The organism is Hydrogenophaga sp. T2 (genome assembly GCF_049843535.1).
Taxonomy (GTDB): Bacteria; Pseudomonadota; Gammaproteobacteria; order Burkholderiales; family Burkholderiaceae_C; genus Hydrogenophaga; species Hydrogenophaga crocea.
Map to the genome: position 1 here is coordinate 63,949 of NZ_JBBHZJ010000001.1, position 12,176 is coordinate 76,124.

The 12,176-nt window shown below is 67.3% G+C and carries 9 protein-coding genes; 1 reads left to right on the top strand and 8 read right to left on the bottom strand.

Going from position 1 to position 12,176, the window contains the following annotated elements; all coding sequences use genetic code 11:
- The first annotated feature begins 81 nt into the window (after window positions 1-81).
- The gene (locus WDZ95_RS00315) at window positions 82-840 is read left to right on the top strand and encodes a PP2C family protein-serine/threonine phosphatase (RefSeq protein WP_166226812.1); all 759 of its coding nucleotides are present in this window, start codon (window positions 82-84) and stop codon (window positions 838-840) included.
- 339 nt (window positions 841-1,179) lie between these two features.
- Here WDZ95_RS00315 and zapE read toward each other — a convergent pair whose 3' ends face one another.
- The 8 genes from zapE to WDZ95_RS00355 all read right to left on the bottom strand — a co-directional run bounded on the left by zapE (window position 1,180) and on the right by WDZ95_RS00355 (window position 11,900).
- Entirely contained in the window at window positions 1,180-2,277 is a 1,098-nt protein-coding gene (gene zapE, locus WDZ95_RS00320; RefSeq protein WP_166226813.1) for a cell division protein ZapE, read from the bottom strand.
- Between the two features lie 2 nt (window positions 2,278-2,279).
- Window positions 2,280-3,707, bottom strand: a complete 1,428-nt coding sequence (lpdA, locus tag WDZ95_RS00325; protein WP_425775778.1) for a dihydrolipoyl dehydrogenase — start codon at window positions 3,705-3,707, stop codon at window positions 2,280-2,282.
- A gap of 10 nt (window positions 3,708-3,717) precedes the next feature.
- Window positions 3,718-4,971, bottom strand: coding sequence for a 2-oxoglutarate dehydrogenase complex dihydrolipoyllysine-residue succinyltransferase (odhB, locus tag WDZ95_RS00330; RefSeq protein ID WP_425775779.1), 1,254 nt, complete (start codon window positions 4,969-4,971; stop codon window positions 3,718-3,720).
- Window positions 4,972-4,989: 18 nt separating this feature from the next.
- Window positions 4,990-7,878, bottom strand: a complete 2,889-nt coding sequence (locus WDZ95_RS00335) for a 2-oxoglutarate dehydrogenase E1 component (protein WP_425775780.1) — start codon at window positions 7,876-7,878, stop codon at window positions 4,990-4,992.
- Window positions 7,879-8,083: 205 nt separating this feature from the next.
- Complete coding sequence (locus WDZ95_RS00340; RefSeq protein WP_166226817.1) at window positions 8,084-8,458, bottom strand: ArsR/SmtB family transcription factor; 375 nt, start codon at window positions 8,456-8,458, stop codon at window positions 8,084-8,086.
- Window positions 8,459-8,538: 80 nt separating this feature from the next.
- A complete protein-coding gene (locus WDZ95_RS00345) occupies window positions 8,539-10,428 on the bottom strand; it encodes a propionate--CoA ligase (RefSeq protein ID WP_425775781.1) in 1,890 nt (629 codons plus the stop codon).
- A 130-nt stretch (window positions 10,429-10,558) separates the two neighbouring features.
- Window positions 10,559-11,167 (bottom strand): isochorismatase family protein, encoded by a 609-nt coding sequence (locus WDZ95_RS00350; protein WP_425775782.1) that lies wholly within the window; start codon window positions 11,165-11,167, stop codon window positions 10,559-10,561.
- Window positions 11,168-11,216: 49 nt separating this feature from the next.
- Window positions 11,217-11,900 (bottom strand): TetR/AcrR family transcriptional regulator, encoded by a 684-nt coding sequence (locus WDZ95_RS00355; RefSeq protein ID WP_425775783.1) that lies wholly within the window; start codon window positions 11,898-11,900, stop codon window positions 11,217-11,219.
- Window positions 11,901-12,176 lie beyond the last annotated feature (276 nt).

Below are 12,176 nucleotides of genomic sequence, written 5' to 3' on the forward strand. Positions count from 1 at the left end.
GAGATTAAGGGATACCATTGCGGGCGCCCTGCGGGCCCGCTGCGGGCGCCGTCCGCCAGCCCCCCACACGCACGCCATCCCATGAGCAAAGGCTATCGCATTCAGGCTTCGACCGGCCTCCACAAGGGCGACCGCGACTACCAGCAGGACCAGGTCAACCTGATGCAGCACGCGCGCATTCCGAACTGCCTGCTCGCGGTGCTGGCCGACGGCATGGGCGGGCGCAGCGGCGGGCGCAAGGCCTCCGACCAGGTGATGCTCACGGCCAAGCAGCTGTTCGACCGCTTCGACCCCGAGACCGACGACCCGCGCGCGCTGCTCAAGCAGATCGTCAACGAGTCGCACATGGTGATCAAGCTCACCGCGGTGTCGGCCGAGCAGGAGCCGCACAGCACCATCGCCGCCTTCATGCTGCTGCCCAGCGGCGAGAGCCACTGGATCCACGCCGGCGACTCGCGCGTGTACCACTTCCGCCAGGGCCGGCTGCTGCACCGCACCTACGACCATTCCTACGTGCAGACGCTGGTGAACCAGGGCGAGATCACCGAGCAGGAAGCGCTCGACCACCCGCACGCCAACATCCTCATGGGCTGCCTGGGCACCGAGAACGACCCGCCGCTGGACCTGCACATGGTCAACAAGCTCAACGCGGGCGACGCGCTCATGGCCTGCAGCGACGGCATCTGGCACTACTTCTCGCCCGAGGAACTGGCCAGCACCATTGCCATGCTCACGCCGCGCGAGGCCTGCGAGTTCCTGATCCAGAAGGCGCGCACGCGCGCGCGCGGCACGGGCGACAACATGTCGCTCGTGATCGTGAAGCTCGATCCGCTGATCTGACGCGTTTCCACGCTCAAAGCGAGCTTGGTTTTCGGGGCGTTTCACTCGTTGCACCTCGCGCACGCGGGCGATCGCCGGGTACGCCACTCCGCGGCTGTCCCCCGGACCGCTGCGCGGTCCTCCTCCTTTATGCCGCTGCGTAGCGCACCCGACACTCGCCCGCTGAAGTGACGTGACATCTGCGAAAGCCGCTACGAGCGCCAGCGAGGTCGGTGGTGGCCAGGGGAGAGGGTGAAGCGAAGTAAAGGAGGAGATCGGGCTGCAAGCCCGATCCGGGGGACATGAGCGTAACCCTCTCCCCTGGCCGCCGCCGACCGCATCAGCCGGAGGAGAACAGGGTCAGGTCAGCGCCGTGTCGACCACGCGGTGCGGCAGCGCGAGGTATTCCTGCGACTGCATTTCCGTCAGGCGCGAGACCGTGCGCGGGAACTCGTGCGAGAGCGGCCCTTCGAGGTAGAGCTGCTCGGGCGCCACGGCCGCCGACAGCACGAGCTTGCAGCCGCGGTCGTAGAGCACGTCGACCAGCCAGGTGAAGCGCCGCGCTTCGGACGCCATGCGCACCGACATCTGCGGCACGTTGGACAGCAGCACGGTGTGGAACTGGCTCGCGATCTCGAGGTAGTCGTTCTGCGAGCGCGGGCCGCCGCACAGGGTGCGGAAGTCGAACCAGATCACGCCACCGGCGCGGCGCACGGCGCGGATCTGGCGCGACTCGATGCCCATCACCGGGCTCTCGTCGCCGGCCTCGGCCAGCTGGTTGAAGGTGGCCTCCATCGCGGCGTCGGCCTCGGCGCCCAGCGGCGTGTGGTACAGCGCGATGTGGGTCAGCGTGCGCTGGCGGTAGTCGGTGCCGTTGTCCACGTTGACCACCTCGAGGTGCTGCTTGAGCAGCTCGATCGCGGGCAGGATGCGGTCGCGGTGCAGGCCGTCGGGGTAGAGCTGGTCGGGGTGGAAGTTGGAGGTGGTGACGAAGCCCACGCCGTTGCGGAACAGCGCGTCGAGCAGGCGGTGCAGGATCATCGCGTCCGTCACGTCGGCCACGTGGAACTCGTCGAAGCAGATCAGCTTGTAGCGCTTGGCGATGCGTTCGCCGAGCACGTCGAGCGGGTTCTGTGTGCCCTGCAGGTCGCGCAGCTCGCGGTGCACCTCGCGCATGAATTCGTGGAAGTGCAGCCGCGTCTTGCGCTTGAGCGGCACCGCCTGGAAGAAGCATTCCATGAGGAAGCTCTTGCCACGCCCCACCCCGCCGAACATGTACACGCCGCGCGGGATGTCGGGCCGGTTGATGAGCTTCTTGAGCGCGTTGGAGCGCTTGCTCTTGTAGTGCGCCCACTCGTTGGCGCACCGCTCCAGCGCGTCCACGGCACGCAGCTGGGCGGGGTCGGAACGGTAGCCGCGCTCCTTGAGCACGGCCTCGTAGGCGCTGCGGACGCTCAAGATCAGAAGTTGAGCGTGCGCTTGTCCACGGCCAGGGCCGCTTCCTTGGTCGCTTCCGACAAGGAGGGGTGCGCGTGGCAGATGCGGGCGATGTCCTCGGCGCTGGCCTTGAACTCCATCGCGACCACGGCCTCGGCGATCAGCTCGCTGGCCATGGGGCCCACGATGTGCACGCCCAGGATCTCGTCGGTGGTGGCGTCGGCCAGGAACTTGACCATGCCGGTGGTGTCGCCGAGCGCGCGCGCGCGGCCGTTGGCAAGGAAGGGGAAGCTGCCGGCCTTGTAGGCCGCGCCACGCGCCTTGAGCTGCTGCTCGGTCTCGCCGACCCACGCGATCTCGGGGCTGGTGTAGATCACCCAGGGAATGGTGTTGAAGTTCACGTGGCCGTGCTGGCCCGCGATGCGCTCGGCCACCGCCACGCCCTCTTCTTCGGCCTTGTGCGCGAGCATGGGGCCACGCACCACGTCGCCCACGGCCCAGACGCCGGGCAGGTTGGTCTTGCAGTCGGCGTCGACCACGATCGCGCCACGTTCGTCGAGCTGCAGGCCCACGCCTTCGGCATTGAGGCCGATGGTGTTGGGCACGCGGCCGATCGAGACGATGAGCTTGTCGACCTCCAGCGTCAGGGCCTCGCCCTTGGCGTTGGTGTAGGCGATGCTCACGCCCTTCTTGGCGTTCTTGATCTCGCCGACCTTCACGCCAAGCTCGATCTTCAGGCCCTGCTTGTCGAAGGCCTTCTTGGCTTCCTTGGCGATCTGCTCGTCGACCGCGCCCAGGAACGTGGGCAGGCCTTCGAGGATGGTCACCTCGGCGCCCAGGCGGCGCCAGACCGAGCCCATTTCCAGGCCGATCACGCCCGAGCCGATGAGGCCCAGCTTCTTGGGCACCGCGCCCAGGCGCAGCGCGCCGTCGTTCGAGAGGATGTTCTCTTCGTCGAAGGCCACACCGGGCAGCGCACGCGCGTTCGAGCCCGTGGCCACGATGACCTGCTTGCCGGTCAGCGTGTCGTCCTTGGCGCCCTTGACGGCGATTTCGTAGCCGCCGTCCACGGCCTTCACGAACGAGCCGCGGCCGTGGAAGAAGGTGACCTTGTTCTTCTTGAACAGGTACAGGATGCCGTCGTTGTTCTGCTTCACCACGGCGTCCTTGCGGCCGATCATCTTGGCGATGTCGATCTTGACGTCCTTGGCGGTGATGCCGTGGTCGGCGAAGTGGTGGTTGGCGTGCTCGAAGTGCTCGCTCGACTGCAGCAGCGCCTTCGAGGGGATGCAGCCCACGTTGGTGCAGGTACCGCCCGGGGCCGGGCCCCCGGCGGCGTTCTTCCACTCGTCGATGCAGGCGACCTTGAAGCCCAGTTGCGCGGCGCGGATGGCCGCGATGTAACCACCGGGGCCACCCCCGATGACGATGACGTCGAATTGCTGGCTCATCGTCGGGTCCTCAGATGTCGAACAGCAGGCGCGCGGGGTCTTCCAGCGCTTCCTTCATGGCGACCAGGCCCAGCACGGCTTCGCGGCCGTCGATGATGCGGTGGTCGTACGACATCGCGAGGTAGTTGATCGGGCGGATCACGATCTGGCCGTTCTCCACCACGGCGCGGTCCTTGGTGGCGTGCACGCCCAGGATGGCCGACTGCGGCGGGTTGATGATGGGGGTGGACAGCATGGAGCCGAACACACCGCCGTTGCTGATCGAGAAGGTGCCACCGGTCATCTCTTCGATGCCCAGCTTGCCGTCCTTGGCCTTCTGACCGAACTCGGCGATCTTCTTCTCGACGTCGGCAAAGCTCATCTGGTCGGCGTTGCGCAGGATGGGCACCACCAGGCCACGCGGCGAGCCCACGGCGATGCCGATGTCGAAGTAGCCGTGGTAGACGATGTCGTTGCCGTCGACCGAGGCGTTGAGCACCGGGTACTTCTTGAGCGCGTGCACCGCGGCCTTCACGAAGAAGCTCATGAAGCCCAGCTTCACGCCGTGCTCCTTCTCGAACTTCTCCTGGAATTTCTTGCGCATCTCCATCACCGGGGCCATGTTGACCTCGTTGAAGGTGGTGAGGATGGCGTTGGTGGCTTGCGATTGCAGCAGGCGCTCGGCGACGCGGGCGCGCAGGCGCGTCATGGGCACGCGCTCTTCGGGGCGCTGACCCAGGTTGGGGCCGGCGACCTGCACTTGCGGCAGCGCCTTGGTGGGCACACCGGTGGGAATGGCCACGGGCGCGGCGCTGGGCTTGGGCGAGGCCACGGCGGCGAGCACGTCGCCCTTGGTCACGCGGCCGTCCTTGCCGGTGCCGGCCACCGAGCCGGCGGCCAGGTTGTTGTCGGCCATGAGCTTGGCGGCCGCGGGCATGGCCACGCCGGCCTTGCTGGTGCTGGCCGCGGCGGCCGCAGCGGGGGCGGCAGCCGGGGCAACAGCGGGTGCGGCCGCCGCGGCGGGCGCGGGGGCGCCGGCCACGGCGGCGGTGTCGATGCGCGCGATGACCTGGTCGGCGGCCACGGTGGCGCCGTCGCCCTGCACGATCTCCACCAGCACGCCGCTCGCGGGCGCCGGGCACTCCAGCACGACCTTGTCGGTCTCGATCTCGATCAGGATCTCATCGGCCGTGACGGCTTCACCGGCCTTTTTCTTCCACTGCAGCAGGGTGGCCTCGGCCACCGACTCGGACAGCTGAGGGACTTTGACTTCAACGATTGCCATGTTCTTTTCCGACGGGGTTTATTTGGTGAGGATGAAGCCCTTGAGCTTGGCGAAGGCCGCTTCGATCAGCTGCTTCTGCTGCTCCTGGTGCAGGTGGGCGTAACCCACCGCGGGCGAGGCCGAGGCGGCGCGCCCGGCGTAACCGAGCTTCTGGCCATCGAGCATGTTTTCGTGGATGTAGTGCTGCACGAAGAACCAGGCGCCCTGGTTCTGCGGCTCATCCTGGCACCACACGATGTCGGTGGCGTTCGGGAAGCGCTTGAGTTCGGCGCCGAAGGCCTTGTGCGGGAACGGGTAGAGCTGTTCGACGCGGATGATGGCCACGTCGTCCTGGCCCTTCTCTTCGCGCTTCTTGACCAGGTCGTAGTAGACCTTGCCCGAGCAGGCGATCACGCGCTTGACCTTGTCGGCCTTCTTCACCACGTCGGCGTTGTTCTCGGGGATCACGGTCTGGAAGCCACCCTTGGTGAATTCCGACAGCGGCGAGGTCGCGTCCTTGTTGCGCAGCAGGCTCTTGGGCGTGAACAGCACCAGCGGCTTGCGCAGCGGGCGGATCATCTGGCGGCGCAGCACGTGGAAGATCTGGCTGGCCGTGGTGGGCTGCACGACCTGCATGTTGGTGTCGGCCGCGAGCTGCATGAAGCGCTCGAGACGGGCCGAGCTGTGCTCGGGGCCCTGGCCTTCGTAGCCGTGCGGCAGCATCATGGTGAGGCCGTTCACGCGGCCCCACTTGACCTCGCCCGAGGCGATGAACTGGTCGATCACGACCTGGGCGCCGTTGACGAAGTCGCCGAACTGGGCTTCCCAGATCACGAGCGTGTTCGGGTCGTTGGAGGCGTAGCCGTACTCGAAGCCCAGCACCGCCTCTTCCGACAGGATGGAGTCGATCACCACGAACGGGGCCTGGTTGTCGGCCACGTTCTGCAGCGGGATGTAGGTGCCTTCGTCGTACTTCTCGCGGTTCTGGTCGTGGATGACGGCGTGGCGGTGCGTGAAGGTGCCACGGCCGCAGTCTTCACCCGACAGGCGCACCGGGAAGCCGCTGGCCACCAGCGAGGCGAAGGCCATGTGCTCACCCATGCCCCAGTCCACCGGGATCTCGCCGCGGCCCATGGCCGCGCGGTCGGCGTACACCTTCTTCACGAGCTGGTGCGGCGCGACGCTGTCGGGGATGGTGGTGATGCGCTCGGCCAGGCGTTTCCACTCGGTCAGCGGGATCGCGGTGTCGGCGCTGTCGCTCCACTTCTTGCCCAGGTAGGGGCTCCAGTCGACGGCGAACTTGCTCTTGAAGTTGGTGAGCACCGGGTCGACCGTGTGGCGGCCTTCGTCGAGCGCGGCGCGGTAGGTCTTGACCATGTCGTCGCCCAGCGTCTCGCCCAGGCCCTGGGCTGCGAGCTTGTCGGCGTACAGCTTGCGCGTGCCGGGGTGGGCCGCGATCTTCTTGTACATGAGCGGCTGGGTGAGCGAGGGCGTGTCCTGCTCGTTGTGGCCCAGCTTGCGGAAGCAGACGATGTCGACCACCACGTCCTTCTGGAAGGCCAGGCGGAATTCGAGCGCGAGCTGGGTCGCGAAGACCACGGCCTCGGGGTCGTCGCCGTTCACGTGCAACACCGGCGACTCGATCATCTTGACCACGTCCGAGCAGTACAGCGTGGAGCGGCTGTCGCGCGGGTCGGAGGTGGTGAAGCCGATCTGGTTGTTGATGACCAGGTGCACCGTGCCGCCGGTGGAATAACCACGGGTTTCGGCCAGCGCCAGGGTCTCCATCACCACGCCCTGGCCGGCGAAGGCGGCGTCACCGTGCACCAGCACCGGCAGCACCTGCTTGCCTTCGGGGTCGCCGCGGCGGTCCATGCGCGCGCGCACCGAGCCCTCGACCACCGGGTTCACGATCTCCAGGTGCGAGGGGTTGAAGGCCAGCGACAGGTGCACCGGGCCACCGGGGGTGGCGACGTCGGAGCTGAAGCCCTGGTGGTACTTCACGTCACCCGCGGGCAGGTCTTCGGGAGCGGTGTGGTCGAACTCGGCGAACAGGTCCTTGGGCATCTTGCCCAGGGTGTTCACGAGCACGTTGAGGCGGCCGCGGTGGGCCATGCCGATGACGATTTCCTGGATGCCGGCCTGACCGGCCTGCTGGATCAGCTCGTCCATCGCGGCGATGAAGCTTTCACCGCCTTCGAGCGAGAAACGCTTCTGGCCCACGTACTTGGTGTGCAGGAAGCGCTCGAGGCCTTCGGCGGCCGTGAGGCGCTCGAGGATGTGCTTCTTTTTCTCGGCGTTGTAGGACGGGCGGGTGCGCGTGGCTTCGAGCTTTTCCTGCCACCAGCGCTTCTGGTTCTGGTCGGTGATGTAGTTGTACTCGGCACCGATGGAGCCGCAGTAGGTTTCGCGCAGCGCGTTGAGCAGTTCGCGCAGCGACATCGACTCGCGGCCGAAGAAGGTGTTGCTGGTGTTGAACACCATCTCGTGGTCGGCGTCGGTGAAGCCGTAGAACGAGGGTTCGAGTTCGGGGATGCTGGGGCGCTCGGTGCGCTTGAGCGGGTCGAGGTCGGCCCAGCGGGCGCCGACGTTGCGGTAAGCGGCGATGAGCTGTTGAACGGCGGTACGCTTGCGGGCCAGTTCGGAATCGGCGCCGGAGGCCACGACCACGGTGGTGCCCCCCTGCTTCGCGCGCTCGGCGAAGGCGTTGATCACCGGCAGGTGCGGCACGTCTTTGGCGTTGCTGCCGTCGACCGCAGGCACGTTCTGCAGCGCGTCGAAGTACTCGCGCCAGTTGTCCGGGACGCTGGTGGGGTTGGCGAGGTAGTTCTCGTACATCTCTTCCACGTACGGCGCGTTGCCGCCGAAGAGATACGAGTTGCCCTGGTAAGCAACGTAGACGTTGCCGGCGTTCGAAGAATCGCTCATGGATCCGCTGACCTCCGTCTTCCTTGGGAAGACATTAGCTGGTTGGAAAAACCTTCCGCGACACGGCTTGACCGGTTGGCGGATGCGACAGTGGCTTTGGAAGGACCTGACTGCAACCCGCGATTGTGCCACCGGCCGCCCGGGCGCAGGGCCATCCTGGCCCAAAGGCCGTGTCGGGGTTGTGACCGGCGGTGTCCGGGCGTGGTCAGGGCGCCACGCGCGGCGACAGCCGCTCGGACGCCGGCACCGCGCCGGGCTCGTCCATTTCGATCGCGATCTGGGTGCAGACCGTGCGGCACAGCATCACGGCCTTCTCGCTCTGCACGCGGTAGAACACCTGGGTGCCGTCCTTGCGCTTGGCCAGCACGCCCGAGCGGTACAGCAGGTTCAGGTGCTGCGACAGGTTGGGCTGGGTGGTGTCGATCTCCTTGAGCAGTTGGGAGACCGACTTCTCCTGGTCGCACAGGGCGCTCAGGATGCGCAGGCGCATGGGCGTGGACAGCACGCCGAACAGCTCGGCGGCGAGCTCGAAGACCCGCCCCTTCTCCACCTGGGCATCGCTGGCGATGATGTCGGCCATGGGTTCCACGCTGCTTGGAAATATAAGCATGGATCATAGCTGCGTGATACGGCCCACGGGCCCGGGGCGAACCCCGCCCCTCAGGCCACGAGGTCGCGGATCTGCTGCAGCGCGCCCGGGTCGTCCATGGTGGTGAGGTCGCCCGGATCGCGGCCTTCGCACACGGCCTGGATCGCACGGCGCAGCAGCTTGCCGCTGCGCGTCTTGGGCAGCAGGCTCACGAAGCGCACGCGCGCCGGGCGCGCGACCGCGCCGAGCTGGGCGTCCACGAGCTTCATGATCTCGCCTTCGAGCTTGAGCCGCGCCGCCTCGTCGACCAGGCCCGAGGCGTCCTTGGCCACCGCGAAGGCCATGGCCACCTGGCCCTTGAGCGCATCGGCCACACCGACCACGGCCACCTCGGCCACGTTGGGATGGCTCGAAATGCTTTCTTCGATCTCGCGCGTGCCCAGCCGGTGGCCAGCCACGTTGATCACGTCGTCGGTGCGGCCGAGGATGTAGTAGTAGCCGTCCTCGTCGCGAATGCCCCAGTCGAAGGTGGAATACACCAGCCGGCCGGGGATGCTCTTCCAGTAGGTGTTGACAAAGCGCGCGTCGTCGCGCCACACGGTCTGCATGAAGCCCGGCGGCGTGGGACCCTCGATCACCACCACGCCCTTCTGGTTGGGCTCGGTCAGTTCCTCGCCCGTGTTCTCGTGCAGCAGCTTCACGCTGTAGCCGGCCATGGGCACGCCGGGGCTGCCGAACTTGCTGGCCTTCTTCTCCACGCCATTGGCAATGGTGAGGATGGGCCAGCCCGATTCGGTCTGCCAGTAGTTGTCGATGATGGGCACGCCCAGGCCCTCGGCGATCCAGCGCGCGGTGGGCTCGTCGAGCGGCTCGCCGGCCAGGAACAGCGCCTTCAGGCTCGACAGGTCGTATTGCTTGAGGTAGGCCGGGTCCTGCTTCTTGAGCACGCGCACCGCGGTGGGCGCGCTGAACATCACCGACACCTGGTACTTCTCGACCAGCTTCCACCAGATGCCGCCGTCGGGCCGGATGGGCAGGCCTTCGTAGAGGATGGTCGCCATGCCGCCAATCAGCGGGCCGTAGACGATGTAGCTGTGGCCCACGACCCAGCCGATGTCGCTGGTGCAGAAAAAGGTTTCGCCCGGCTGCCCCATGAAGATCTGCTTCACGCTCGAGGCCAGGGCCACCGCGTAGCCGCCCACGTCGCGCTGCACGCCCTTGGGCTTGCCGGTGGTGCCGCTGGTGTAGATGGTGTAGCTGATGTCGGTGGCGTCCATCCACTCGCAGGGCACCACGGTGTCGAGCTGCTGCGCACGCAGCGCGGCGTAGTCGTGGTCCCGCCCGGGCACCAGGCTCATGGGCGCCAAGCCGCGGTTCACCAGCACCACCGAAGCCGGCTTGTTGGCGGCCAGCGAAATGGCCTCGTCGAGCAGCGGCTTGTAGGCCACCACCTTGCCGCCGCGCGAGCCCGCGTCGGCGCTCACGATGGCCACGGGTGCGGCGTCGTCGATGCGGCTGGCCAGCGAATGGCTCGCGAAGCCGCCGAACACCACCGAATGGATGGCGCCGATGCGCGCGCAGGCCAGCATGGCGAACGTGGCCTCGGGGATCATGGGCATGTAGATCAGCACGCGGTCGCCGCGCTTGACCCCCTGCGCCTTGAGCACCGCGGCCATGCGCTGCACCTCGGCGTGCAACTCGGCGTAGCTGTACACGCGCTCCTGATCGGTCTCGGTGGACACGAAGATCAGCGCGTTCTGCTGCGCGCGGTCCTTCAGGTGCCGGTCGACCGCGTTGTGGCACAGGTTGGTCTTGCCGCCCTCGAACCAGCGCGTGAACGGCGGGTTGTCGTGGTTGCACACGCGCGTGAACGGCTGCTGCCAGTCGATCAGCTTCGCCTGCTCGGTCCAGAAAGCGTCGCGGTCTTCGAGCGAGCGGCGGTGGAAATCGGCGTACGACATGGCGTGTCTCCTCGGGTCCATCGGTCCCCGGACCGGCTGGCCGGGGCTTCTGAATTCTTAATTATGGAGAGCGGGCTTGCGCCGGGCTGACAAACCGGCCGCGCACCCGGGCGCCGGCCGGCGGGTCGACTTACTTGATCAGCGCCTGCACCGCCTTGAACTCGGGGTGCTCGGCCGTGCGCAGCCATTCGAAGGCCACCATTTCGGTGGTCACGAGTTCGGCGCCCGCGCCGGCCAGGCGATCGAAGGCGGCGTCGCGGTTGCGCTCGCTGCGCGAGCCGCAGGCATCGGTCACCACCCACACCTCGAACTCCTGTTCGAGCAGCTCGAGCGCCGTCTGCAGCAGGCACACGTGGGCTTCACAGCCCGCGATCACGATGCTCGGGCGCTCGGCCTCACGCGGCTGCGGCGCGGCCTTCTGCAGGTGTTTGGGCAGGCTGCGTGCGTTGCCGCCCTGGGGCCGTGCCGGCGGACGAAGCCAGTCGGCCAGGCCGTCGGCCACGGCGCTGAAATGCATCTTGGCCAGGGTCTTGCGGCACAGGGCGCGCAGCTCGGGCGGGTTCTGACCGAGTTTGTCGGGGTTCTGCTCCGTGCCCCACACGGGCACGTCGAGCGCCTCGGCCATCTGCGCCAGGCGCAGCGCGTTGGCCAGCACCAGCGGACCTTCGTGGAGAGCGGGCATCAGGCGGGCCTGGTAGTCCACCAGCACCAGTTGGGATTCATCGGCGTCGAGCAGCATGGCGCATCCTGTGTTCGGGAAAGCGGGCGATTCTGGCACCGGCTGGGCTTTACTCGGCGAACAGGTCGCGCTGCTTCACGGCGCCGCTGGCGATGGCGGGGTCGAAGCGCTCCACGAGCCGGTCGACGTATTGCGCGAACAGTGCCGGCGCGGCCTGGCCGAACAGCCGGATGCGGCCGGTGTGCTGCAACAGCAGCAGCCCCATGCCCTGGGCAAACAGCGCGGCGTTCTCGCGCGCCGCGGCATCGGGCGACAGGCCCATGTCCTCGAAAGCCTGCTCGCAGGGGCCCAGCGCCTGCAGCAGGCGCTCGTTGAGCGCGCGGTCGAGCTCGGGCGACAGACCATTGACCAGCAGGAAGCCGAGGTCGAGGTCGCGCGGGTTCTGGGCGTAGAAGCCGAACCAGGCCTGTGCCTTGGCCACCAGCGCCTTGGCCGGCTGGCCTTTGGGTGCGCGCGCCGCCTGCACCTCGGCCTGCAGGCGGTCGAGCGACTCGGCCACCAGGGCGGCGCAGATCGCCTCCTTGCTGTCGAAATAGCTGTAGAGCGCGCCCGCGGTATAGCCGGCTTCGCGCGCGATCTCGCGGATGCTCGCGCCCTCCACGCCGCGCGCGGCGAACACGCGCCGGGCCGCGTCGAGCACATGGGCGCGCCGCGTGTCCGACATGGCGAGTTGCCGCTGCTGCCGCAGTTCGAGCTGGCGCTGGGCCTCGGCCTGCTCTTGCGCACTGGGCAAGGGCCGAAGTTCATGGAGTTGAACAACCATTCAAGCAGTGTACGGGGCAATTCAACGGCATTCTTAAAAATGAACTTTGCCTTTATTTTTGAACGACGCTCAGAGCTGTGAGCAATGGCGGAACTGTCCGTCGAAAGCAAACAGGGTGAACAGGCGTGAATTTTTCGATCGCTCCGGCTGGCCGCCCACCGGGGGCGGGCGGCACATTTCGTCGGCAAATCAAGCCCTTACACCCCTTTTCTCACTTGACGCGACGGGGTTCACCCCCTACCCTCG

Bases quoted from the DNA above. Each gene is read 5' to 3' on its own strand.
- WDZ95_RS00345 (WP_425775781.1), bottom strand. From the start codon at position 10,428: ATGTCGTACGCCGATTTCCACCGCCGCTCGCTCGAAGACCGCGACGCT.
- WDZ95_RS00350 (WP_425775782.1), bottom strand. From the start codon at position 11,167: ATGCTGCTCGACGCCGATGAATCCCAACTGGTGCTGGTGGACTACCAG.
- lpdA (WP_425775778.1), bottom strand. From the start codon at position 3,707: ATGAGCCAGCAATTCGACGTCATCGTCATCGGGGGTGGCCCCGGTGGT.
- WDZ95_RS00340 (WP_166226817.1), bottom strand. From the start codon at position 8,458: ATGGCCGACATCATCGCCAGCGATGCCCAGGTGGAGAAGGGGCGGGTC.
- WDZ95_RS00335 (WP_425775780.1), bottom strand. From the start codon at position 7,878: ATGAGCGATTCTTCGAACGCCGGCAACGTCTACGTTGCTTACCAGGGC.
- WDZ95_RS00315 (WP_166226812.1), top strand. From the start codon at position 82: ATGAGCAAAGGCTATCGCATTCAGGCTTCGACCGGCCTCCACAAGGGC.
- odhB (WP_425775779.1), bottom strand. From the start codon at position 4,971: ATGGCAATCGTTGAAGTCAAAGTCCCTCAGCTGTCCGAGTCGGTGGCC.